Here is a 23,237-nt window from a genome sequence, read left to right as displayed (position 1 = left end):
CGGGATCGCAGGGTACTAGGCTTCAAACAGACGGCGACGGTTCTTTGCATGGCGCGCGACAAGCCGTTTCTGCTTGCCCCCTTCTGGGATAAGGGCGGCCGGTTGCGGCAGACAGTCTGGGTCCTGCAGATCCTCAAAAAGCGCAAGAAGTTCCAACCGCGCAGCATCCGGCAGAGCGCGCAGCGCCTCGGGGCCTGCAAACATGCTTTCAGTCGCGGCCCCGTTCGAAAAGACGATCTGGTGCCGGTCAAACATGATGTGATAGTAATCCACGGTGTCGAAATCATGGGCGACCTCGACCCCGTCCAGCACCAAGAGTTTCCGGGCAGAAACGAGGACGTCGCGCGTTTCGAACATGCGCTCGGCAATCTTGGAACGGACGAGAACGCGGTGCTGTGGGGAAACCACCAGATCCCGAGCAGGCGTATTCACCCCCAATGCACCGGCTCTGATCCGGACAGGCCGCAAATTCGGGTTGTAGGCCAGATCGGCCGCATCGAGCCTGCGGCATGCGATCCAGCGAACTGGCCGCAAACCATTGTGCAGGGTGCGCACCTTGTCGCCCACACGGAGGGTTTCTATCGCGACAGCACCGCTGGCGACGTCAATCAGGGTGCCTTGCGTGAAGCAAGCCACATTCGTGTTGTCAAAGGTAATGGCGTTGCCGGTGACCGCCGCCCCGCCATTTTGCAGTGTCAGGTCGATACCACCAATCTCGGCACTGTAGTCAGTGCCACCGATAACCCCGTCAATCGTGCCGTCCGCTGCATCGGCCCTCAGCATGCCAAGTTCGGTCACGAAATCGTTGCCAGGGTCTGCATCCGCGTTGTTGACCGCATCGAGCGTCGAGGCGTTGTAGAAACCGCTCAAATCAACAAAATCGTTGTTTGTCTGATCCCCGTCGTCGATCGGCCCCGAATTGCCTGCGTTGAAATCCGTGATTGTGTCGGCGCCGGAACTCACCGCGAAGACATCATCTCCATCGCCACCTGTCAGTGTGTCTGTCCCCGCACCGCCATCAAGGATGTCGTCGCCTGCGCCTCCGATCAGGGTATCGCTGCCTGCACCACCATCGATCACGTCGTCGCCCGCGCGCCCGTCCACCGTATCGTTGCCGGCATTGGCCTGCACATTGGCGTCCTGCAACAGGATCTGGGTCGGATAATCACCTCCAGGGTCGCTCTGGATATCAACCTCGAGGACGTTCTGACCGGTACGCTCGAAATAGATGATGATGATTTCGTGCTCACCCGGCGTCAGATCAATGCTCCCGGCTCGGTTGCGCGGGGCGTGCAGGCTGTCATCATTTACCACCTGCACGCCATCCACGTACAGGATGACCCCGTCATCCGAGCGCACATCGAACGTGTAGGTTCCGGCGTTGGTGACTGTGAGCGTGGTTGTCGCGCGAATGCCGAAAAGCGCGCGGTCTCCGGTGACATCATTGCCCAGCACAGATGCGCTGGCATTGGTGGCAAGGCTGTTCAGATCATCGGTGCTGCCGGCATTGTAGATCGTGGTGCCGGGCAGGATGGATCCATCGGACGTGTCGAACCCCGCCTCCGTCAGATTTCTGGCGCTGTTCGAAAATTCGATCCACTCGAACCAGAAACCGGCGTTGCCGAACGTATTGACTGCGGACTGGTTGACACCGCCCAGATCGTCACTGCCAGTCGAGTTGACCACGAGGCAACCTCCTTCAAAAGCCCACGTGGGTCCGCACCTGCGCTATTCGCAACATATCGTCACGCGCCCCTTCGCACAGCCCCGCGTTCGCCTCCTTACACGGAAACTGAGTTCCATGTCTGCAAACCAGATCACTCTGGACACTCAAGATTGAGATTTCGTCACGATTGGCGCTCGCGAACACGCACAACAGCCCTAGCTATGCGGCGAGGAAAGGAAAAGCCCATGACCGAAACCGAGTTTGACATGGCCTATTTGCGCTCTTTGCTGGAGCAGGATGAAAGCGAGATGAGCGTGGTCTTTTCCGACCCGTCTTTACCGGACAACCCGATGATCTACGTCAGCGACGAGTTTGCTCTGCAAACCGGCTACTCCGTGGAGGAGGCTTTGGGTCGAAACTGCCGGTTTCTCCAGGGGCCTGACACCAACCCACACGCCATAGAGGCGATCCGGAGCGGCCTTCGGGCACAGACCTGCTTCACGATCGATATTCTGAACTATCGCAAGGACGGTGCGCCCTTCCTGAACCGTTTGCGGATCAGACCCATCTACGATGCGGACGGTGCCCTGTTATTTTTCGCTGGCGCGCAGAACCCGGTGTAAAATCCGCGCGTCCCAAGGAAAAAGCCTTTAGGCACCAACACTCGGGTCGCGCAGGATCTGCACGCCGTTGATCCGCCAACCTGCCTGGTTCCTGATCATCTGATACTCCAGCACGTGCACACCGCCTTGCAGGTCGCGAATAAGCACTTGCTGGTACAGGCTGCCACCGCGCTGTTCGAGTTCCAGATACCGCACCTCGTCTGGTCGCCAGACCATGGGATACCCGTTCCGTACCATCATGCCGAACCGGTCAGACGTGCCGAACATCGATTGGATCATGGGCGACGCATAGCTGAACGCCTGCGCGAAATCATCGGACTTGAACGCCTCAAGTTGCGCGCTGATCGTGGCCCGAATATCGGGGGCCGCGGATTCGTCTGCGTTGGTCCCCGTTGCGGCGAGCGCCAACAGGGTTACAAGGAAAGTCCGTCTGATCATGATCGCGTCCTCCGGTGTGTTCAGGAGAACGTATCTCGCCCTGCAGACCGGTCAACTCGCGGTCAGTTCCCCGGCGAGTGCCGCGTCGATCAGGGCAACCGTTTCGTCAACACCGTAAAGCGCTATAAACCCGCCGAACCGCGGCCCCTGGGACGCCCCCAGCAACACTTCGTAGATCGCGGTGAACCAGTTGCGCAGGGGATCGAACCTTTCCCGACCGGCGGCAAACACCTCGGATTGGAGCGCTTCGGCGTCCGGGCCTCCGGTCCACGTGGCCAAACGGGCACGCAGATCCTCCAGCGCCTCGCGTTCCAGATCTGTTGGTGCCCGGTAGGTCTTGGTGGGCTTCACGAAGTCATTGTAGTAGCGCACGGCACGCGCTACCATGACGTCGAGTTGCGGATTGGTGTCCGGGCTCGCTTCCGGAGCATACCGCTTGATGAACCCCCACAAAGCGTCCTTGTCCTCCGCAGACGCAACGCTCGCAAGGTTCAGAAGCATCGCGTAGGAGATCACCATGTCGGAGCCGGGCACACTGCTTCGGTGGATATGGTGGACCGGATTTGCAAGTTGCGCCTTAAGGTCCTGATCGGGGTAGGCGCGCAATTGTTGATGGTACTCGTCCACGGCTTTCGGGATTACATCGAAGTAAAGCCGCTTGGCCGTTTTGGGCTTCTGGTACATGAAATATGAAAGGCTTTCGGGCGCGGCGTAGGCCAGCCATTCCTCCATACTGAGCCCGTTGCCCTTGGACTTGGAGATCTTCTGCCCAGCCTCGTCATTGAAAAGCTCATAGGACAGGCTTTCCGGTGGCCTTTGCCCGAGGGCACGGCAGATCTTCGACGACTGGGTCACGCTGTCTATCAGGTCTTTGCCAGACATTTCGTAATCGACGCCAAGGGCGGCCCATCTTAGCGCCCAGTCCGGTTTCCATTGCATCTTGACGTTGCCGCCAGTGACAGGAATCTCGATCCGTTCGCCATCTGGTTCTTCGTAGACGATGGTGCCCTTCGCAACGTTGCGTTCCAGCGTCGGAACCTGCAGGACATGCCCTGTCTTCGGGCTGATCGGCAGGAATGGCGAGTAGCTTGCCTGTCGCTCGGCACCCAATGTTGGCAGCATGATTTCCATGATCTTGTCAAAGCGTTCCAGAGCGACCAGGAGCATCTCGTCGAACCGCCCTGCGGTGTAGTAGTCTGTCGCGCTGGCGAATTCGTACTCGAACCCGAAACTGTCCAGAAATTCACACAGCCGCGCGTTGTTATGCTGGGCAAATCCGGCATGGGTGCCGAACGGATCACGCACCTTGGTCAGCGGCAGGTGAAGGTCGGCCTGCAACTCTTCCTGCATGGGCACGTTCGAGGGCACCTTGCGAAAGCCATCCATATCGTCGGAAAAACAGATAAGCTTGGTGGGGATATCGCAGATTGTCTCGAAAGCACGACGCACCATCGTGGTGCGCGCCACCTCCCCGAAGGTGCCGATATGGGGCAACCCACTGGGTCCGTACCCGGTCTGGAACAACACATAGCCTTTTTCCGGCGCGCCTTTGGCATAGCGTTTGAGGACCCGGCGCGCTTCTTCAAAAGGCCAGGCTTTCGACGACATCGCCAGTTCACGCAGTTCGGTCATGGTGTTTGTGCTTTCCACTCCGCACGCAGCCCCGTGCCGCATGCGTGACGCGGTTGCTATTGCGGGCCGGGCGGGACGTCAATATTTACGGGCAGTAACACTTTGCAAAGGAAGCCCGCATGCCCGCTCTCGACACTGCCCTTTCGCCACAGGACGCTCTGGTTGCGCTCATGGTGGCGGTTTCCGCTTCTGACGAGACGATCCGCACAGCGGAGCTGCTGTCGATCGAGCAGATCGTCAACCACCTGCCGGTTTTCGCGGATTACGACATTGATCGAATGAAACAGGTCAGCCAAATCGTATTTGATCTGTTTTCCGAGGAAGACGGGCTGGATGCCCTGTTCGGGTTGATCAAGTCGGGCCTTCCGGAGCGTCTTGCCGAGACGGCCTATGCCTTGGCCTGCGACGTGGCCGCGGCAGACGGGCTGCTGCGTGAAACCGAACTCGCGATGCTGGCGGAGGTTCGCTATCAGCTGGAGGTCGACCGCCTCGCCGCCGCCGCAATCGAGCGCGGCGCACGCGCGCGGCACCTGACCCTTTGACGTGAACGAAAGGCAGTCACGACATGTCCATGGAACTTGGTCTGATTGGCGCGCTGGTTCTCGGCGCTGCCCTCTATGCCGTCTACAACATCTGGAACAGCGGCGCGAGCACGGGCGCGAAGGTCGTCTGGTCGATTGTCCTGTTCTTCCTGCCACTGATCGGGTTTATCGCCTGGCTGTTCTTCGGCCCGCGCAAGACCTGAACGCCTACCAGGCCCCGGCAGCGCGGATCGCGGTGGAGCTGTGCGGCGCAAGCGGGATCGTGACGTAGGCCCAGGCAGGGGCGTTTGAGCGACCCAAGCTGCGGATGTCTGGACCGCGCAACCGCGCCCCCGCGAAACAGCGCGCCGCCGGCGATGTCAGGGCTGCGATTTCCGCATCTGGGCGCGCCAGCACACCCACCGGAACGGTTGCCAAAATGCTCTTCCAACGGTCCCAGTGGTGAAAACTGGCCAGATTGTCGGCCCCCATCAGCCAGACGAACCGCACGCCTACATACCGTTTGCGCAAAGCCTCCAGCGTTTCAGCGGTGTAGCGTGTGCCCAGCCGTGCCTCGAGATCCGAGACCTCGACCTGCGGGTGCCGCATTACCGATCGCGCTTGGGCAAGGCGTTTTTGAAGGGGGGCCGGTTGGGTGGCCTTGAGCGGGTTGCCGGGCGAAACCAGCCACCACACGCGGTCAAGACCGAACCGCTTGAGCGCCTCTCGGGTGATATGGGCATGCCCCTCGTGCGCGGGATCAAACGACCCGCCTAGAACACCGACGCAAGCGCCGGAGGGGGCCATTGGCCAGCCTGTGCGCATGAAACCTCCCTCGTTCGCCCTGAGTGACGGCGCGCACCTGCATCGCGGCTTGTCACGTCTGTGTCAATGCACACGGTGCCCCTCTCGACAGGGCGCCAGAGTTCACGCATCCTTTCCGCATGAAAGTTTGTGCGCGGTTTTTGTCTGTTGTTCTTTCCATGCTGTTGCTGAACCCCGGGTCGGCCTCGGCCCAGGACGAAACACGCGACGATGTGAACACGCCTGAAGCCAACGCGGTTGTGCGCATTGGCGGATGTACCGGCACACTCATTACAGAGCGGATCGTCCTGACTGCGGCGCATTGCGTCCCGGCGGTCGTCACCAAGGCCCCGGAGGGGACCGTTCTGCCCTGCGAGAAGCTTTCGCAGCAGCGCAAGTTGCAAGGCCGGGCCGCCTGGCAGGACCCGATGGCATTTCATCCGATCGCGCCAAAACGCAAACCGACAATCCGATTTGGGGTCAACGAGAACCGGTTCGGGCTGGGGATACAGGCAAAGGAATACAGCCTGCCCTATTGTGCCGATATGGCGCTCCTGCGGCTGGCCCATCCGGTGCCGTCCGGCGTCGCCACGCCGATGCCGGTCTTGGTGGGGCTGGGCGACGGTCCAGGGCGCCTCAACTGGACCGAGCTTGACCTGCGGCATTCCGGCTGGGGCGAGGCGAAACACGACTTCCACGACCAACCCAAACGCCGTACTGGTCCGGTTCAGCCCTGGACCGCAAACGCCTGCCATCTGTTTACGCTTCCCCCTCTGCGCAAGGACGGCCGCAGGATCATCAACGGTGACAGCGGCAGCCCCCTGATCGCGCGGGACACTCAGGGCCGGGAGTTCGTTATCGGCGTGATCTTCGGGTCCGGCATCCCCGACGGAAAAACCTGCGGCGCGCCGTGGCTGCGTGTGCCCAAACGCCACGGGGCCTACACGCCCACTTGGCGCGGCGAAATCCCTGAAACCGATGCGACCTCACTCGGGGCATGGATCGCACATCACGCGCCCGAAGCCGCCTTGGTGTGGTCAGACCTTACTCAGGCAAAACGATGACACTGTCATTCAGCGCAATCGCCCCCGACTGAACAACCTCCGCCGTCATCCCGCCATGACCCCGCACCGCCGCGTAACCGCCGTGACCAAAAGCCTCCTCCATCCGGGAACAGGGTGCACAGGGTCCAGTGATACGCAGAACGGCCTGCGACCCGATCGCAATCTCGCGGCCCTTCAGCGAGAGCAGGTTCAGCCCGCCAATCCCCAGATTGCGCCGCAGAAGCCTGGGGTCGATCGGGTCCGGGTATCCCAGATAGCTGGCAATCGCCGCTAGGTGTTCGACCTGGAACAGGCTGACGGCACGCTTGCCCGCGCGGGCCCGATCCCCCTCCAGCCCGCCGCCGGTCAGGCGCGCGCCGGTCACCACATCAACCGGGGCACGACGCGCAGACCGCAGCCCGATCCACACAAGATGCCCGGGCTGCGCGACGCGTCCAATCAGGTCTTTCAACGGTACGGCCATGCAGTTCCCCCGGGCTGTCCGCGCGATCTTAACCCCGGCCGCGCACCGCGCACAGCCCACATTGCCCCGGGTCGCGCGAGCCGCTATCTACCATCCAACACTTGAATTCCAGCGGCGGAGAGACCCATGGCAGCCTATCAGTACGTCTACCACATGGATGGCGTGTCAAAGACCTATCCCGGTGGCAAGAAATGCTTTGAAAACATCCGCCTCAGCTTCCTGCCGGGCGTCAAGATCGGCGTGGTTGGCGTCAACGGCGCGGGTAAGTCAACGCTGATGAAGATCATGGCCGGATTGGACACCGACTTCACCGGCGAGGCGTGGGCGGCTGAGGGCGCGAAGGTTGGCTACCTGCCGCAGGAACCGCAGCTGGACGAAACCCTGAGCGTTCGCGACAACGTCATGCTGGGTGTGGCCGAAAAGAAGGCCAAGCTCGACCGGTTCAATGAACTGGCGATGAACTACTCGGACGAAACGGCCGACGAGATGGCAGCACTCCAGGACGAGATCGACGCCAACAACCTCTGGGACCTCGACGCGCAGATCGACATCGCGATGGAAGCGCTGCGCTGCCCCCCCGATGACGCGATGCCCGACCACCTCTCGGGCGGGGAACGCCGCCGCGTGGCGCTGTGCAAACTCCTCCTCGAGGCGCCCGACATGCTGCTGCTTGATGAGCCGACCAACCACCTCGATGCCGAAACTATCGCGTGGCTGCAAAAGCACCTGATCGACTACAAGGGCACGATCCTGATCGTCACCCACGACCGCTATTTCCTCGACGACATCACCGGCTGGATCCTGGAGTTGGACCGGGGTCGCGGCATCCCGTACGAGGGCAACTATTCCGCATGGCTCGACCAAAAGGCCAAGCGGCTGGAGCGGGAGGCCAAGGAAGACAAGGCCAAGCAGAAAACGCTGGCGCGCGAACTGGAGTGGATCCGCGCGGGTGCCAAGGCGCGGCAAGCCAAGCAAAAAGCCCGGATCAACGCGTATGAGGAAATGGCCAGCCAGTCCGAGCGCGAAAAGGTCGGCAAGGCGCAGATCATCATCCCCAACGGCCCGCGCCTCGGAAACAAGGTGATCGAGGTTGAAAACCTCACCAAAGCCTATGGCGACAAGCTCCTGATCGAGGATCTCAGCTTCTCCCTCCCCCCCGGCGGGATCGTCGGCGTGATCGGCCCCAACGGCGCGGGCAAATCGACCCTGTTCCGCATGCTGACCGGGCAGGAGCAGCCCGATGGCGGCAGCATCAGCACCGGCGACACCGTGCAACTCAGCTATGTCGACCAGTCCCGCGACGCGCTCGATGCAGACAAAACCGTGTGGGAGGAAATCTCGGACGGGGGAGAGATCATCGAGCTTGGCGATGCACAGGTGAACTCCCGCGCCTATTGCGGGGCGTTCAACTTCAAGGGCGGCGACCAGCAGAAGAAAGTCGGGCTGCTGTCAGGGGGCGAACGCAACCGCGTCCACATGGCCAAACTGCTGAAATCGGGCGGCAACGTCCTGCTCCTCGACGAGCCGACCAACGATCTGGACGTCGAAACCCTCCGCGCGCTGGAAGACGCCATCGAGGATTTCGCCGGCTGCGCCGTCGTCATCAGCCACGACCGGTTTTTCCTCGATCGCCTCTGCACGCACATCCTCGCGTTCGAGGGCGACGCCCATGTCGAATGGTTCGAGGGGAACTTCGAGGCTTATGAGGAAGACAAGGCGCGGCGGTTGGGGCCAGATGCCCTTGAACCCAAGCGCGTGAAATACAAGAAATTCACCCGTTAGGGTGCGTTTCTTGGAGTTCCGCTTGGGGGCGAGCGTGCGCGAAAGCGGTTTGGCCCCGCCAAATTTGGAGTGCCCACCGTTGAGGCTTAGAACACAGTAAAAGCCAAAAAGGGTGATGACTATTATGAGTGCAAGGTGAGAACCGCATAGCGGCTTAAGACTGTTTGCCGACCAGTTGTGGTTTCTTCGGGATACACGCGTTGTTCAACCAGCTACGAACTTGTTAGACGTGAAAGGCTTTATTTCATCCAGTAGGTTTCTCTCTCTGTATTGCAGTTTAATGATCGAACCAAATGGCGCTGTAGACGTCAATTTACGTATTGATCGCGGTGCTCCAGTTATCTTTAAGCCGCCTCTAAGTAAACCAATAGTTCCCCCCAAAATCGCTGCGGCTTCTGGTGCGACTCCGACGCCAGGCAATCCTTCAGAAGCCATTTCAAAGCCACGTACAGCGCCAGTGAATCCCGCCTCAACATCAAATCGAAAAGAAACTGTACTCCAGTCGTAACCAAAACGCGCTTCCTCAGTTACCCGTAACAAGTCGTGGCAAGCAGTACTTATCGACGCAACGGCCTTTGCCGCGGCTTCTTTTTGGTTCTCCGCTCGCAGAATGCTAACTTTGAATTCTGCAAGTTCATTTAGAATACGTTGTCTTTCATCCTTACGGTTTTCACGAAACCGAAGCCAATGATAAGGGTCTTCAATATCCGTGACTAAAGGTAACGCCCCAACCAACTGCATATCGATCGCAAGCCCAGCTCCGTAGCTTACCGGTTTCATCCAAATGGGCGTCGGCACGCCCAATGACCACCGTCCTTGATCTCTCTGATTAAGTGCTGTGAAAGAGTTCGTATAAAGAGAAGCTATCTGTTTTATGTGGCGTCCGCCATGTGTCGACGAAAACTGGTCTGACTTCATGAATTCGACTACACCGACAAACGGGTGCTCCGAAAGTTGGAGTAGTCCTTCTTCAACAAGCACACGTGTTCGGTTATCGAAAGATAACAGCACTCGTCCAGTGAACGGGCATGACAAGAATGGGCATGCTACGCGATCAAAGAACGTAGAAAATTGAACTATTTTGTTTACACTCAAGAAATGTGATCTGAATTCGGCAAACTTCAGCTGTGGCCGAGTCGGCTTCGCGTAAACGTTAAAGGGGTTAGTCTTCAATTCAGGCAAAGGACCTAGGATTACTCTCGTCTCACCTCGCTGGAGTATCGAGATATCTGCCGCAGTATTACGCGGCGCCGACAGGTTGAGGCAATCTACAACGTGGTGGTTCATTTGACTCTCCCGATGCCCTACTAAGGTGGGGCTTGTGACCATGAAGCACAAAATGCTGTTGTCGGATTTCTGCAAACCACAACAGAACCTCGGATGTACAAGAAGAATTCGAGGTAAAGAGCTAGGAGCTCAGAGTGGGTTTTAAGTCTGCTTGATAACCGTTCGATTCCAGCCTTTTTGCCAACTTCCACGAAAGGACGCCCGATGATCCCCAAGACCTTGCTCACCCTTTTCCTCGCCGCACCCCTCCTTCTCGGCGCCTGTGCGCAAGTTGATGAGGGTGTGGAAGAAGATGTCTCCGAGGCCGAGGCGATGGTGGAGGACCTGCCCAGCTAAGCGCGGGGCGAACCGGTCTTGCGCCTGCCTGAAAACCGCGCCTTAATCGGCGCGAAGACAACAGGAAAGACCATACCCATGAAAATCAAATCCTTCCTCGCCATCCTGCTCACAGCACCCTTCCTGCTGGCCGCGTGCAACACTGTTGAAGGTGTTGGCGAGGATGTGTCCGAAGCAGGCGACGCGATCGCCGAAGCGGCAAAGTAAGCACTTTCAGCCCCCAAATACCCTGTCGCCCGTGAATGTTTCAGCCGTTCACGGGCCACGAACTTGTTCTCACACCACCGCGAAACGGCCGTAATATCGGCAGAAACGGCGCGCAGGCTCCCTAGCTGGTAGAGTATCAGTCACGGAGAAACCCAATGCCCCAAGCGCCCCAGCCCCCTGCCCCGCAGCAGCCACAGCCGCAGGAAAAGCCGCCTGTCCGCTTCACTGACTGGGCAGCCATCTAGACCATTCGCGTCGTGGCCTCCGCAGGCACAGGGCGTGGTTGCCCGTGCTCGTCAATGGCCACAAACGTAAACGTGCCCTCGGTCACCTTTTCGCGCGCGCCGATCCGCCCGCGCAGCACCCACGCCTCCAACGCGATCCCCATGGAGGTGCGCCCGACCCGGTTGACGCTGGCATAGATGCACAGCACGTCCCCGACCTTGACCGGGCGGATGAACTTCATCGCGTCGATCGCGACCGTGGCCACCCGGCCCTGCGCCCGTTCCCCGGCGACGATCCCGGCGGCGATGTCCATCTGGCTCAGGACCCAGCCGCCAAAGATATCCCCGTTTACATTCACATCCGCCGGCATCGCCAGCGTTCTGAGCGTCAGCGCGCCATCTGGTGCGTCGGTCATGTCCCCTCCGGTCGTTGCTGCCCAACAGACTAGATGGCAGTCGCGAAGGTTGCAAAGAGGGCGCGATCACCGCGCGTTGAGAAGATCCCGTTTCAATCGCTCATGCCGTCGCCTGGCCCGGACGATCATCTCTGTTTCACCGCGCGCCCGGCGCTGTGCCAGAACCTCCAACGCCGCTTTGCGGCGGTCACGTGCCCTCTGGCGCAGATCGGGTCCGCCCGCTTGCGCCGGGAACACCAGAGGGGAGACGCCCCCCGTGCTGTTCGAAATGTCACTCATTAAACTAGCCCACACAGTGTCTTAACACCCTTCAGAAGATGCGCAGAGGGCACGCGTGGTCAAAGGAAATCAGGTTTTTTTGGGGCACTTTTTCCCGTTTGGCGACACTCCATCAGCCTGCCGGACACTGTCATGTGACCAGGGCATAATGGACGACAAAAAAGCGTCCCTCGGGACCTGAACCGGGGGACGCTTTTCGCTGTGCCTTGAGTGGCGGTGCGAACGGGACCATCGTCCGCACGGGATAATCTGTGCACCATCCTGGTGCCGGGGGCGCGCTCTGATCTGAAACCTTTGCGACGCCGAAGCCCGAGTTTGCCACACGCGCTCCGTAGTTTTGACATTCGATGGAATCCGTGGCGAAAACGAGGCAAAATCGTCGTCACAACAGTTTATTTTTAAGTCATTTTTTTGATAACTTGTCTGAGTGGTTAACGAAAGATGTCCGTTCCTGCGGATTTTCGCACATACACTTGCAATCGGTCACAATCTTGCCAGCAGCGCCGTCCGAGCGCCCAGATGCGATGGTTATTTCTTGTCAGGTGCGAAAATCCCTGCCATATCGGCCCAGCGACCGTTACCGCAATTCGACCAACTGGCTCCGATCACGGGTTCCCGGACCCGACGGGCTTCAGTCTCGACCTGCTAAAGACTGACGCCGACCCCGTCGCACTTCCGCGGACGGGTATGATCTAAGGAGAAAACGGATGGCTACTGGCACCGTTAAGTGGTTCAACGAAACGAAGGGCTTCGGCTTTATCGCGCCGGACGGCGGATCGAAGGACGTGTTTGTGCACATCTCTGCCGTGCAACGTTCCGGGCTGACCGGCCTGCAGGACAACCAGAAGGTCTCTTTCGACCTTGAAGCCGGCCGCGATGGTCGCGAGAGCGCGGTGAACATCGAGCTCGTCTGAGGCAACTCGGATATTTGGTACGGAGCGCGACCTTCGGGGCGCGCTCTTTTCGTTTCCGGCCCGCGGGCTTATATTCCCCGTATGTTTGGTGATCTACTCAAACGCCTGACGGCGCCCGAAACCGACCGGTTCCCGGAACCTGACGCACAGTTGGCCTTGGCGGCGCTGCTGGTGCGCATTGCGCGGTCGGACGGCGATTACGCCACCGAAGAAGTCGCGCGCATCGACAAGATCTTGGCGAAACGTCATGGGCTGACCCCGTTCGAAGCAGCCAAACTGCGCAGCGACGCCGAAAAGCTCGAAGCCCAGGCACCGGATACCGTCCGCTTTACCCGAGCGATCAAGGACGGCGTGGAGTACGAGGATCGTATCGGCGTGATCGAAGCGCTTTGGGATGTGGTGCTGGCAGACGGCGTGCGCGACGCGGATGAAAACACGCTTCTGCGGCTGGCGGCCAATCTGCTGGGCGTCAATGACCGCGACAGCGCCCTTGCGCGTCAACGGGTCGAGGCAACACTTTACTGAACGCTCAGGTTTTGATCACCCGACACGTTATTGGGCGGATGACCGGACGTAACTTCCGTTCCCGGCATTGCAATCTGTGAAAAATTAACCCCTACTGCGGGCTGCATCAGGGAAACGACGCCGGGCCAACGTGAACGAGCCAGACGCACCAGTCATTGAAATTCTCGAGCTCCACAAGGCCTACGGCGCTTTGGAGGTCCTCAAAGGGGTCAGCATCACGGCCAATCGCGGAGATGTCGTCTCGCTCATCGGCTCGTCCGGCTCCGGCAAATCCACGCTTTTGCGTTGCTGCAACCTGCTGGAGGACAGTCAACAAGGCGATGTACGGTTTTGCGGGGAGCCTGTGATCTGGAAAGGGCAAGGAGCCTCGAGGCGACCTGGCGACCCAAAACAGGTCATTCGTATTCGGACCAACCTGTCGATGGTGTTTCAACAGTTCAACCTCTGGGCGCACATGACCATTCTGCAAAATGTCATGGAGGCACCAGTAACCGTTCTGGGCCGAGACAAGGATCAGGTCGAAACGCTGGCGCGGAGCCTTCTGGACAAGGTCGGCATAGGCGACAAATGCGATGTCTATCCAGCACAGCTCTCGGGTGGTCAGCAGCAACGGGCCGCCATCGCCCGCGGGCTCGCAATGGAACCACGTGCACTCCTCTTCGATGAGCCGACCTCCGCCCTCGATCCGGAACTGGAGCAGGAGGTCGTGAAGGTCATCAAGGACCTTGCGGTCGAGGGGCGAACCATGCTGATCGTCACCCACGACATGCGCCTCGCGGCGGATGTTTCCGATCATGTCGTTTTTCTGCACAAGGGCCTGATCGAAGAAGAGGGCCCCCCAGACCAGCTTTTTGGCGCTCCGAAATCCGCGCGTCTGCAACAATTCCTCAGCGCGACGCAATCGCACTAAGGGCAAGAAGAAAACTATCAAAGGGAACCTCACAGCCATGAAAAAGCTACTCCTGTTGACATCACTCGCCGCCATCGCAGCCTCCACCGCCTTCGCTGCGGGTCATGGAGAGACCGTGCGCATGGGCACCGAGGGCGCCTACCCTCCCTACAACTTCCTGAATGATGCAGGCGAGGTTGACGGGCTTGAACGAGAAGTCGGAGACGAGGTGTGCAAGCGTGCCGAACTGACCTGTGAATGGGTGACCAATGACTGGGACTCCATCATTCCCAATCTGGTCTCCGGCAACTACGACACGATCATCGCAGGCATGTCGATCACCGCCGAACGTGATGAGGTCATCGACTTCACTCAGAACTACGTGCCGCCGGTGCCGTCTGCGTTCCTTGCACCCGTTGGGACCACCGACTTGTCCGAAGCGGTAATCGCCGCACAGACCGGCACCATCCAGGCGGGCTATATCGCCAGCACGGGCGCGACGCTGTTGGAGTTCGCCTCCCCTGACGAGACCATTGCCGCCGTGCGCAACGGCGAGGTTGACGCGGTTCTGGCCGACAAGGACTTTCTGACACCCTTTGCCGAAGAAAGCGCAGACCTCGAATTGGTCGGCGAAGAAGTGTCGCTTGGCGGCGGCATCGGCATCGGTGTGCGCGAGAGCGACCCTGAGCTCAAAGCCAAGCTCGACGCCGCAATCCAGTCAATGAAGGATGACGGGACGCTGAACGCGCTGATCGAAAAATGGTTGCCCGGCTCGGCGCTGTTCTGATCTGACAAGAGGTGAAGGGGGCCCCGCGCCCCCTTTGCACTTCTCATGTTCTCCTATTGCACCGATCCCTCCACGCTTTCGGGCCTGACTTGGCTCTCATGCTACCTGACCACGGGCAAGCATCTCGCATTCTACGGGTCATTCGGGACGGTGATGCTGCTGCTGGTGATCACGGCTCCCGCGGCGCTGACCTTCGGGTTTCTGGGCGCTATGGCTGCGCGGTCCCATATCGCGCCGCTCCGCTGGATCGGCAAAGTCTATACGGCAATGGTGCGGGGCATCCCTGACATCGCGTTTTTCCTTTTCGTGCCCATCGCATTGGACCAGGGGCTGGAATACCTTCGTCACAGGTGGAAATGCCCTGACTGGGGAGAGGCTGTACGCCAAGGCAACGATTTCGTTGTTTGTGCGGAGGCAAAACTGCCTCTCTCCACTTCTCCGCAATGGGTGCACGAATCCTATGGTTTCACCCTTGCCGTGCTGGCCTTCGCTTTCGTTTTCGGCGCATTTGCCGCCAACGTCCTGCACGGAGCCATGCAGGCGGTCCCGCGCGCGCAAATGGAAACAGCCGAGGCTTACGGGATGACCCGGCGGCAGAGTTTCTGGCGTATTCTGGTTCCCCAGATGTGGGTCTTCGCCTTGCCGGGCTTGTCGAACCTTTGGCAGATCCTCGTGAAGGCCACGCCATTGCTCTTCCTGCTCGGGATCGAAGATATCGTCTATTGGGCCCGAGAACTGGGCGGGGTTCAAACCGCGCGGTTTACCGACTACCCGCATGGCGACTGGCGCATGTACTATTTCCTCGGGTTGCTGGTGTTTTACCTCCTGCTCACCTGGGTCTCGGAAAAGGGTTTCGCGCGCCTGATGACGCGCTTGTCGCATGGGCAAGCCACCATGGCCGGCGAAGCGCAGCGGAAAGCCGCCGCATGAGTTGCGCCCAGACCATCCAGGATTATGCACTTCGCTCGCTCGGCTATGGAGAGCGTCTGCTTCCCAGGTCTGATTTCACCTTGTGTGAGCAATTCGTGCTGATCGGCTCGGGTTTAATCTGGAACATCTACTTCGGAGCGTTCGCGCTCATCCTGGGGTTCTTCGTCGCGACGGCTGTCGCTCTGGGCAAGGCAAGCCCGATCACGGCGGTGCGCAAACCGGCGGAATGGTTCATTTTCGTCTTCCGGGGCTCGCCGCTGTTTATCCAGTTCTTCCTGGCGTATTTCCTATTCATCCAGCTCAAGACGGTGTCGAGTTTCTTCGATCCATTCACCTCCGCCTGGTTGGGCGCGCTTGTCGTGCTGTTTCTGAACACATCTGCCTACACAGGCGAGATCTTCTATGGCGCGCTGCGTTCCGTGCCAAAGGGGGATCTGGAGGCCGCAGATGCCTATGGGCTCTCAGGCTGGACGAAATTTCGGCGCGTTACATGGCCGACGATGCTTCGACTGGCGTGGCCGTCTTACACCAACGAGGCGATCTTCCTTTTCCATGCAACAACGCTTGTGTTTTTTGCTGGCTTCCCGGCATTTCAGCAACGCGGTGATGCGCTCTACTATGCAAATTACTTCGCCGACAAAACCTTCAATCCGTTTATTCCGTATCCAATCGTGGCGTTCTACTTCATCTTGCTGACCCTCGGGGTGATCCTGCTGTTCGGCGGCGTCAACAAACGTCTCAATCGCCACCTCGCTGCGGGAAACCGCCCGCGCTTGAAACTGCGCCCGACCCTCATTCGTTAACGATGCTTGCCCGGTTTTCGCTTTGGGCGTAGCCTTTTCGGTGGGAAACAGACGGATAGGGCAGAATGCAGATCGGCATTCTAGAGTGTGGCAAGCCGCCGGATCGCGTGGTTGAGCGTCATGGCGACTACCCGGCGATCTTTGCCCGCATGCTGGCGCGGCACGGCTTCAACTTCAAAACGTATTCCGCCGAAACGCTCGACCTGCCAACGTCTGTTTACGCCTGCGACGGATGGCTCATCCCCGGCTCACGCCTCGGTGTCTACGAGAACCACGGGTTTTTGCCGCCCCTGCAAGCGTTCATTCGCAAGGCCCATTCGGCGGCGGTGCCGATGGTGGGTATCTGCTTTGGCCATCAGGTTATCGCCAAGGCGCTTGGTGGACGGGTGGAGAAATTCCAGGGAGGCTGGTCTGTTGGGCGTCATGTGTATTCATTCGAAGGACTTGGTGATCTCGCGCTGAATGCGTGGCATCAGGATCAGGTGCTTGATGCGCCGCCGGGCGCCAAGACGATTGCCACGTCCTTGTTTTGCCATCACGCCGGCCTCGCCTACGGCGACCGTGCGTGGACGGTCCAGTGCCATCCGGAATATTCACAGGAAATCCTGCATGACATGATCGCGGCGCGGCGCGGCACCTCGTCAATCCCGGAATCGCAACTCGACACCGCCGAGATGCTGCTGAGCGAGCCTTTGGATTTTGATATCATCTCGGCGGAAATCGCCCGGTTTTTCAAACGGGAGCGGCGGCCCGTGCAGAAAGCAGCGGGTGGCTAGAGGCCCCTGCCCGACCGCTTCCGTCTCGGACGCTGCGTTAGTTCATTCCTGCGAGTTTCTTTTGGAGATCCGCAAGCTGGCGTTTTATGTCCTCGATCTCGTTGCCATCCTCGGAACCGTGCGTGGCAACCTGCGAGTCCTCGGCGCTCGGTGATGTGGTTCCGGGTCCGCCAGACCAGCCGCCCATCATCGTTTCCAGAAACGCGCGTTGCTGTTTTTGCATCTGTTCGAAGCCCGGCACGGCTGCCATCGGGTTCGGCATGCTCGCCATGACCTTTTCCTGACTGTCGCGCAACATCTCGAACGAAGCCGCCAGGAATTGCGGGACAACAGAGCCTGACTTGGTAGCATAGCTGCGCACCAGATCCGTGAGAACCGAGACCGGCAGAACGTTGTCCCCCCGGCTTTCATGTTCCGCGATGATTTGCAGGAGGTACTGTCGGGTCAGGTTGTCGCCGGTCTTCAGATCGACGATCTGCACATCACGACCCTCTCGGATGAACGTGGCAATATCGTCCAGCGTCACGTAATCGCTGGTCTCGGTATTGTAGAGACGGCGGCTCGCGTAGCGCTTGATCAAAAGCGGCGTTTCATTTTCTGCCACAAGACCCCTCCTTCTTTTGGCGGTGCAGCGAAGCTTATGACAGCGCTGCAGAAAAAGGAAGCCTTACCGCTCAAAAGCAAAGGGCGGGGAAAACCCGCCCTGTACCACTTCGCGCTTAGAAAGCTGCTTACTTTTTGGAGGTCGCCTTGGCGGCCATCTTGGTCATCTCGTCAGAGGCAGACTTGATCGCAGAAGACATCTCTTCCTGCGCGTCCTTGCCCGCCGACATCAGCAGCTCGACCGTCTCCATCTGAACCTTCTTGGCGATCTCTGCATAGGCAGACACCATCTCGGCAGACATCTCAGCCTGAGCAGATGCAAATTCGGTCATCGCCTTGGAATAATCCTGCGGCTCGTCTTTCGACTTGGTGACGTCCGACATCTTGGCCAGTGTGTCCTTCGCCCATTTGGAAGACAGTTCGTTGGTCTTCGCGGCAGCTTCGAGCGCGACTTTTGCCATCTTGTCGTTCAGCTCTGCGCTTGACTTGAACGCAGTCTTGAACGCTTCACCATCCATTTTGTAGGAGGACAGCATATCGGTGATGTATTTTGAAAAATCGTCAGTCTTGGATGCCATGAATCGTATTCCTGTGCTTGCGCCCGGGTTGGGCGGCTTTTGCGCGCATACTTTAGCCTATTGCGCATGTAACACCAAAGGGTTTTTCTGCACTGCAGCATTTTTTCGCCTGCATTGTGCGCGCGAAAGTGAAAGCGGGGCGGCCCGTGAGGACCGCCCCTAAACAGAACACCAAGTTGGGAGGAGGAAGGTGTCCAGTTTACGTGCGCTTACTTTGCAGCAGCGACTTTCTTGGCAGCGCTGGTGGCTTCAGCGGTTGCTTTCTTGACGGCTGCAGTGGTCTCTTCCTGAACTTCCTTGCCAGCAGCAAGCATCAGTTCAACAGTTTCCATCTGAACTTTTTTCGCAACTTCAGCGAAAGCAGCCATGTTCTCGGAAGCCAGCTCTGCCTGAGCAGAAGCGAAATCGGTCATCGCCTTGGTGTAGTCGGTCGGCTCGGACTTGACGGCCGTCACATCGCCCAGCTTGGCGATTGTTTCTTTGGTCCACTTTGTCGAGATCTCGGTCGACTTGTCAGCCGCTTCCAGAGCCACTTTGGACATTTTCTCGCCCAGCGCTGCGGAGCTTTTGAAAGCGTCCTGCATTGCGGTCGTGTCCATCGGGAAAGAACCCATCATGTCGGAAACGTATTTGGTGAAATCTTCAGCTTTTGCCATTGTATTAGCTCCTCGCGCCCTCATCCGACCATCGGATGTTTTCTGCGTCTGCGAACTTTATACGTGCTGCGCCGCAGCAATTCAAGCAAAAATGCTGCGGCGCGGCAAAAATTATTCCTGAATGAAATCAATCGTCTGGGCGAGAAACTACGTAGGTGCCAGGTGCCGCGGCCAGAACCGGGTGAGTCGAATCGCCGGGCTGCCGCGCCTCGACCTGCTTGCCGGAGCGACGCGCAAGCCATCCTGACCAGCGTGGCCACCATGACCCGTCATTGAACGTGGCGGTTTCCATCCAGCCATCGGCGTCTTCCATCTTCGCGTCGTTCGTATAGTGCCCGTATTTCTTCTTTGACGGCGGGTTTACAATCCCGGCAATGTGGCCCGACTCCGAGACGATAAACGTCTTGTCCCGGCTTCCAAACTTTTTGAACCCCTCGAAGCTGCCCTTCCAGGCAGCGATATGATCGGTTTCGCAGGCAATCGCATAAACAGGTGTCTTCACATCTTTCAAAGACACGGTCTCGCCGCAGATCTCGAAGGTGCCGTTGGCCAGCTTGTTGTCCTGACACAAATCGCGCAGGTACTGCACCACCATTTTGCCGGGCAGGTTCGTGCTGTCGCCATTCCAGTGCAACAGATCGAACGCAGGCGGCTTGTCTCCCATCATGTAGGACCGGATCGCGGGACCGTATACAAGGTCATTGGCACGCAGGAAAGAAAATGTCCGCGCCATGAAGAAGGAGTGGAGATACCCCTTCTTGTCGACCTCTCGTTCAATACCGTCGACGAAATCATTGTCGAGAAAGACGCTCATCTCCCCTGCGTCCTCGAAATCGGTCAATGTGGTAAAGAAGGTCGCTGACTTGACCGACTTGTCGCCCCGCTTGTTCATAAGGGCAAGGGTCGCGGACAGCGTCGTTCCGGCGATACAGTAACCGACTGCATTGACCTGTGCTTCGCCCGTGATTTTCTTAACCTCGTCAATCGCGGTCAGATATCCCTCTTCGATGTACGTATCCAGGCTGACATCCGCGTAGCTGGCATCGGGGTTTACCCAGCTGACCACAAACAGGGTGTAGCCCTGTTCTACAATCCATTTGATCAGCGAGTTCTTTGGCTTCAGGTCGAGAATGTAGAACTTGTTGATCCAGGGCGGAAACAGGATCAGCGGTGTTTTGTGTACCGTTTCCGTCTTGGGCGCATACTGGATCAGTTCGAACATCCGGTTGCGGTAGACGACCGATCCTTCACTCGTCGCCAGATCCTGACCAACGACAAATGCATTTGGATCCGACAGTGTGACCAGATGCTCGCCGTGGTTTGCCTCTATGTCGCGCACGAGGTTTTCCAGCCCCTGCACAAGGCTCTCACCATTGGTTTCGACCGCGCGTTGCAGGGCGTCCGGGTTTGTTGTCAGAAAATTGGCCGGAGAAAACAAATCGACAATCTGCTTGGAAAAGAAGGACACACGGCGTTTGTCCATCTCCGCCAGACCATCGATATCGCCAATGGCCTTTTCGATCGACTCCGCCGAGATCAGGTATTGCTGTTTCACGAAGTTGAAATACGGATGGGTGTCCCAGAGCGGGTTCTTGAATCTGCGGTCGCCCGAGTGTTCATCATGCGGTGCGGCCAACTGTCCCTTGGCCAGCATGTGTTGCGCTTCCACGACATGTTTGAGGGTTTTTCCCCAATAGCCGACCTGATGTTCCACAAGTTTTGCGGGGTTCGACATCAATTCGGTGATGTAGGCCGCCATGGCCTTCATGTAGACGTCCGATCCCGGCCCTTGCAGGCCCTGATCGTGCGACTCGCGCTGTGCCAGCGCGCTTACCAATCGTTGCGAAAGCTCTTCCATTTTCGCAACATTCGCATTGAGTTTCTCTAGATTTTCACCCATTTCTTCGCTCGCGACGTTCTGCCCATCTGACTCGGTTGTCATGCCACCGAAACCCCCGTATGAATCTGGCCCGAAGGTACCGTCGCCGGCACGGGGGGGCAAAGCGACGAATTGATCCGGCTAGCCCCGGAGAAGGAGACGCACGTGAAATACCTCGTGACCTATGACTTGATGGAAAGCGTTCGAAACACGAACGAATGGCTTGGCGCGACGGCCCGCGCGATGGCTTCTTATCCAGCGCTTGGCATGGTGCCCAATCCGATGTTCAAGGTGATGGCGGGATGGGGTGAAGTCACGGAACGGACCTTCGCGCGCATGGTCGCCAAACCTGATTGGGGCATTCGCTCCGTCGTGGCCGAAGACGGTCGGGATCATCTCGTCGAGACCGAGATCGTTGTCGCGCGGCCGTTCGGCGACCTTCTGCGGTTCAACGTGCTGGGCCGTCCGGAGAAAAAGCGCAAGGTTATGCTGGTCGCGCCGATGTCCGGTCACTATGCGACGCTGCTGCGATCCACGGTTCTGAGCCTGCTGCCGGACTGCGAGGTCTACATCACGGACTGGCACAACGCCCGCGACATTCCAGTGTCGAAAGGCAAGTTCGACGTCGAAGACTATACGCTGTACCTTGTTGATTTCATGAAGGAAATGGGCCCTGACACGCATGTTATCGCGGTCTGTCAACCTGCACCGCTGACCCTTGCCGCAACAGCATACCTGGCAGGCGAAGAGCCGGAGGCACAACCTCGGTCATTGACCCTTATCGGCGGTCCGATCGACCCGGACGCCACACCCACCGAAGTCACCGATTTCGGAAACCGCGTGACGATGGGGCAATTGGAACACACGATGATACAGCGCGTGGGCTTCAAGTATGCAGGGGTGGGCCGGATGGTCTATCCTGGCCTGTTGCAGCTCGCATCCTTCATGGGGATGAACGCAGAACGGCACGGCAAAGCCTTTACGGATCAGATCGTCCGCGCTGCCAAGGGCGAAGCGGCCGACCACGATGCGCACAACCGGTTCTACGACGAATACCTCGCCGTCATGGACATGACGGCAGAGTTTTACCTTTCCACCGTGAACCGCATCTTCAAGCGGTGTGAAATCGCCAAGAACGAGTTCACCGTGAACGGCAAACATGTCGATATCGGCAAGATCACAACCGTTGCAGTGAAAACGGTCGAAGGGATGAACGACGACATCTCCGCGCCGGGCCAGTGCGTCGCAGCGCTGGACCTGTGCACGGGTCTGCCCGACAGCAAGAAGGCAAGCCACCTTGAACCCGGCGCGGGACATTACGGCATCTTCGCCGGCAAGTCCTGGCGGAACAACATTCGGCCGCTTGTCTTGGAATTTATCGACGCCAACAGTGACCCGGACTCGACCGTTGTCACCCTGACCAGCACCGGCTGACGCAAGACCAGCGGTTTTGCGACCTGCACGCGCCCGGCATCCGGGCGCGTTTTCCTAACTTCAGAACGAAACTTGCAGGCCGACGCTGACCTCAACCCCTGAGTAGTCGAGATCAAGCGTGCCTGTCCCTCCACTTTGGACAAGCGTCACAGATCCCGCATCGAAATACCGAAGCTCGGCAGTCAGTGAGAACCGGTCATTTATGGGGTAGCGCGCCCCAGCCATCAGTTGGAACATCGGAATGCCCGTGTCCGAGTATTCGCCCTCACCGGTCCCCGAGCCGATGTCGAAATCAATCTCGGTGGCATAGCCAACACCAGCGCCAAGATACGGCGCAATCGATCCAGCGGTCGCGAAATCATAGTAGCCGTTCAGGGCAACGGTCGTGGATGCCAGGTCACCGCCACCGCTGCCACCAAACGGGTCGGCGTCGGCAGTGCGATAAATGTACTCAATCTCAGACCGAAACGGGCTGCCTGCGTAATCATATCCAAGCGCACCACCAAACGCCTGCCCTGTCCCGAAAGAGGCTTCGCCAGAAATTGCCCCGACCACGTCCGGGTCGGATAGCGTAGACGCGCCCGCCGACAGGCGCCCGTAAAACTGGCCGTCGGCCTGCGCCGGGGCCGTAGACACAACGATTGCCGCTGCGACGAGCAGCCTTGAGTAAATTGGGTTTTGCATTCTGCTCTCCTGAAATGTTCGGCGGGATGGATCGCCA

At 58.8% G+C, this 23,237-nt stretch carries 28 protein-coding genes; 15 read left to right on the top strand and 13 right to left on the bottom strand.

The features are described from left to right. Positions 1 to 15: 15 nt before the first annotated feature. Positions 16 to 1,686, bottom strand: coding sequence for a Hint domain-containing protein (locus ACP15N_RS12515; RefSeq protein ID WP_425092626.1), 1,671 nt, complete (start codon positions 1,684 to 1,686; stop codon positions 16 to 18). Between the two features lie 225 nt (positions 1,687 to 1,911). Here ACP15N_RS12515 and ACP15N_RS12510 point away from each other — a divergent pair, with 225 nt between their 5' ends. Then, a complete protein-coding gene (locus ACP15N_RS12510; protein ID WP_425092625.1) occupies positions 1,912 to 2,289 on the top strand; it encodes a PAS domain-containing protein in 378 nt (125 codons plus the stop codon). A gap of 27 nt (positions 2,290 to 2,316) precedes the next feature. On the opposite strand, the gene ACP15N_RS12505 is transcribed toward ACP15N_RS12510, so the two are convergent. Beyond that, positions 2,317 to 2,727 (bottom strand): DUF4864 domain-containing protein, encoded by a 411-nt coding sequence (locus ACP15N_RS12505; RefSeq protein ID WP_425092623.1) that lies wholly within the window; start codon positions 2,725 to 2,727, stop codon positions 2,317 to 2,319. Positions 2,728 to 2,778: 51 nt separating this feature from the next. Continuing rightward, entirely contained in the window at positions 2,779 to 4,359 is a 1,581-nt protein-coding gene (locus tag ACP15N_RS12500) for a lysine--tRNA ligase (protein ID WP_425092621.1), read from the bottom strand. A gap of 119 nt (positions 4,360 to 4,478) precedes the next feature. On the opposite strand from ACP15N_RS12500, the gene ACP15N_RS12495 reads away from it, so the two are divergent. Further along, a complete protein-coding gene (locus tag ACP15N_RS12495; protein WP_425092620.1) occupies positions 4,479 to 4,901 on the top strand; it encodes a tellurite resistance TerB family protein in 423 nt (140 codons plus the stop codon). 23 nt (positions 4,902 to 4,924) lie between these two features. Then, positions 4,925 to 5,104, top strand: a complete 180-nt coding sequence (locus tag ACP15N_RS12490) for a PLDc N-terminal domain-containing protein (protein ID WP_425092618.1) — start codon at positions 4,925 to 4,927, stop codon at positions 5,102 to 5,104. Between the two features lie 4 nt (positions 5,105 to 5,108). On the opposite strand, the gene ACP15N_RS12485 is transcribed toward ACP15N_RS12490, so the two are convergent. Then, positions 5,109 to 5,705, bottom strand: a complete 597-nt coding sequence (locus ACP15N_RS12485) for a nicotinate-nucleotide adenylyltransferase (RefSeq protein ID WP_425092617.1) — start codon at positions 5,703 to 5,705, stop codon at positions 5,109 to 5,111. A 140-nt stretch (positions 5,706 to 5,845) separates the two neighbouring features. On the opposite strand from ACP15N_RS12485, the gene ACP15N_RS12480 reads away from it, so the two are divergent. Then, positions 5,846 to 6,748 carry a trypsin-like serine peptidase gene (locus ACP15N_RS12480; protein WP_425092615.1) on the top strand — a complete coding sequence of 301 codons (903 nt, stop codon included), beginning with the start codon at positions 5,846 to 5,848 and terminating at the stop codon, positions 6,746 to 6,748. On the opposite strand, the gene ACP15N_RS12475 is transcribed toward ACP15N_RS12480, so the two are convergent. Then, complete coding sequence (locus ACP15N_RS12475; protein WP_425092614.1) at positions 6,729 to 7,211, bottom strand: MOSC domain-containing protein; 483 nt, start codon at positions 7,209 to 7,211, stop codon at positions 6,729 to 6,731. The two genes, ACP15N_RS12480 and ACP15N_RS12475, sit on opposite strands and share 20 nt — an antisense overlap. A 126-nt stretch (positions 7,212 to 7,337) precedes the next feature. Here ACP15N_RS12475 and ettA point away from each other — a divergent pair, with 126 nt between their 5' ends. Then, on the top strand, positions 7,338 to 8,993 hold the full coding sequence (gene ettA / locus ACP15N_RS12470; RefSeq protein WP_425092613.1) for an energy-dependent translational throttle protein EttA: 1,656 nt from the start codon (positions 7,338 to 7,340) through the stop codon (positions 8,991 to 8,993). A 204-nt stretch (positions 8,994 to 9,197) separates the two neighbouring features. On the opposite strand, the gene ACP15N_RS12465 is transcribed toward ettA, so the two are convergent. Further along, entirely contained in the window at positions 9,198 to 9,911 is a 714-nt protein-coding gene (locus tag ACP15N_RS12465) for a DUF6236 family protein (RefSeq protein WP_425092611.1), read from the bottom strand. A gap of 573 nt (positions 9,912 to 10,484) precedes the next feature. Here ACP15N_RS12465 and ACP15N_RS12460 point away from each other — a divergent pair. Continuing rightward, positions 10,485 to 10,616 (top strand): hypothetical protein, encoded by a 132-nt coding sequence (locus ACP15N_RS12460; protein WP_425092610.1) that lies wholly within the window; start codon positions 10,485 to 10,487, stop codon positions 10,614 to 10,616. 78 nt (positions 10,617 to 10,694) lie between these two features. Further along, a complete protein-coding gene (locus tag ACP15N_RS12455; protein WP_425092609.1) occupies positions 10,695 to 10,823 on the top strand; it encodes an entericidin A/B family lipoprotein in 129 nt (42 codons plus the stop codon). Between the two features lie 241 nt (positions 10,824 to 11,064). Here the strand turns inward: ACP15N_RS12455 and ACP15N_RS12450 are convergent, their stop codons facing one another. Beyond that, on the bottom strand, positions 11,065 to 11,463 hold the full coding sequence (locus tag ACP15N_RS12450) for an acyl-CoA thioesterase (RefSeq protein WP_425092607.1): 399 nt from the start codon (positions 11,461 to 11,463) through the stop codon (positions 11,065 to 11,067). Between the two features lie 66 nt (positions 11,464 to 11,529). Beyond that, positions 11,530 to 11,742 carry a hypothetical protein gene (locus ACP15N_RS12445; protein ID WP_425092606.1) on the bottom strand — a complete coding sequence of 71 codons (213 nt, stop codon included), beginning with the start codon at positions 11,740 to 11,742 and terminating at the stop codon, positions 11,530 to 11,532. Positions 11,743 to 12,449: 707 nt separating this feature from the next. On the opposite strand from ACP15N_RS12445, the gene ACP15N_RS12440 reads away from it, so the two are divergent. The 7 genes from ACP15N_RS12440 to ACP15N_RS12410 all read left to right on the top strand — a co-directional run bounded on the left by ACP15N_RS12440 (position 12,450) and on the right by ACP15N_RS12410 (position 17,366). Further along, the gene (locus ACP15N_RS12440; protein WP_425092605.1) at positions 12,450 to 12,656 is read left to right on the top strand and encodes a cold-shock protein; all 207 of its coding nucleotides are present in this window, start codon (positions 12,450 to 12,452) and stop codon (positions 12,654 to 12,656) included. Between the two features lie 81 nt (positions 12,657 to 12,737). Beyond that, positions 12,738 to 13,181, top strand: a complete 444-nt coding sequence (locus ACP15N_RS12435) for a TerB family tellurite resistance protein (RefSeq protein WP_425092604.1) — start codon at positions 12,738 to 12,740, stop codon at positions 13,179 to 13,181. Between the two features lie 130 nt (positions 13,182 to 13,311). Beyond that, the gene (locus ACP15N_RS12430) at positions 13,312 to 14,091 is read left to right on the top strand and encodes an ABC transporter ATP-binding protein (protein ID WP_425092603.1); all 780 of its coding nucleotides are present in this window, start codon (positions 13,312 to 13,314) and stop codon (positions 14,089 to 14,091) included. Between the two features lie 37 nt (positions 14,092 to 14,128). Beyond that, entirely contained in the window at positions 14,129 to 14,857 is a 729-nt protein-coding gene (locus ACP15N_RS12425) for a transporter substrate-binding domain-containing protein (protein WP_425092602.1), read from the top strand. Between the two features lie 45 nt (positions 14,858 to 14,902). After that, on the top strand, positions 14,903 to 15,787 hold the full coding sequence (locus ACP15N_RS12420) for an ABC transporter permease (protein WP_425092601.1): 885 nt from the start codon (positions 14,903 to 14,905) through the stop codon (positions 15,785 to 15,787). Next, positions 15,784 to 16,590, top strand: coding sequence for an ABC transporter permease (locus ACP15N_RS12415; protein ID WP_425092600.1), 807 nt, complete (start codon positions 15,784 to 15,786; stop codon positions 16,588 to 16,590). The genes ACP15N_RS12420 and ACP15N_RS12415 overlap by 4 nt, the downstream gene beginning before the upstream one ends. A 65-nt stretch (positions 16,591 to 16,655) precedes the next feature. Continuing rightward, positions 16,656 to 17,366 carry a type 1 glutamine amidotransferase gene (locus tag ACP15N_RS12410; protein ID WP_425092599.1) on the top strand — a complete coding sequence of 237 codons (711 nt, stop codon included), beginning with the start codon at positions 16,656 to 16,658 and terminating at the stop codon, positions 17,364 to 17,366. A gap of 37 nt (positions 17,367 to 17,403) precedes the next feature. Here ACP15N_RS12410 and phaR read toward each other — a convergent pair whose 3' ends face one another. The 4 genes from phaR to ACP15N_RS12390 form a co-directional block, all read right to left on the bottom strand. After that, complete coding sequence (gene phaR, locus ACP15N_RS12405; RefSeq protein WP_425092598.1) at positions 17,404 to 17,970, bottom strand: polyhydroxyalkanoate synthesis repressor PhaR; 567 nt, start codon at positions 17,968 to 17,970, stop codon at positions 17,404 to 17,406. Positions 17,971 to 18,097: 127 nt separating this feature from the next. Continuing rightward, entirely contained in the window at positions 18,098 to 18,547 is a 450-nt protein-coding gene (locus ACP15N_RS12400) for a phasin family protein (RefSeq protein WP_425092597.1), read from the bottom strand. A gap of 209 nt (positions 18,548 to 18,756) precedes the next feature. Beyond that, positions 18,757 to 19,203 (bottom strand): phasin family protein, encoded by a 447-nt coding sequence (locus ACP15N_RS12395; RefSeq protein WP_425092596.1) that lies wholly within the window; start codon positions 19,201 to 19,203, stop codon positions 18,757 to 18,759. A gap of 127 nt (positions 19,204 to 19,330) precedes the next feature. Next, on the bottom strand, positions 19,331 to 21,145 hold the full coding sequence (locus ACP15N_RS12390; protein WP_425092595.1) for a PHA/PHB synthase family protein: 1,815 nt from the start codon (positions 21,143 to 21,145) through the stop codon (positions 19,331 to 19,333). A gap of 102 nt (positions 21,146 to 21,247) precedes the next feature. Between ACP15N_RS12390 and phaZ the strand changes: the two genes are divergently transcribed. Then, the gene (gene phaZ, locus ACP15N_RS12385) at positions 21,248 to 22,516 is read left to right on the top strand and encodes a polyhydroxyalkanoate depolymerase (RefSeq protein ID WP_425092594.1); all 1,269 of its coding nucleotides are present in this window, start codon (positions 21,248 to 21,250) and stop codon (positions 22,514 to 22,516) included. A 60-nt stretch (positions 22,517 to 22,576) separates the two neighbouring features. On the opposite strand, the gene ACP15N_RS12380 is transcribed toward phaZ, so the two are convergent. Beyond that, positions 22,577 to 23,200 (bottom strand): outer membrane protein, encoded by a 624-nt coding sequence (locus tag ACP15N_RS12380; RefSeq protein WP_425092593.1) that lies wholly within the window; start codon positions 23,198 to 23,200, stop codon positions 22,577 to 22,579. Positions 23,201 to 23,237 lie beyond the last annotated feature (37 nt).

The organism is Tropicimonas sp. S265A, from assembly GCF_049800835.1.
Taxonomy (GTDB): domain Bacteria; phylum Pseudomonadota; class Alphaproteobacteria; order Rhodobacterales; family Rhodobacteraceae; genus Dinoroseobacter.
This window is presented reverse-complemented; position numbering and strand designations above follow the sequence as displayed.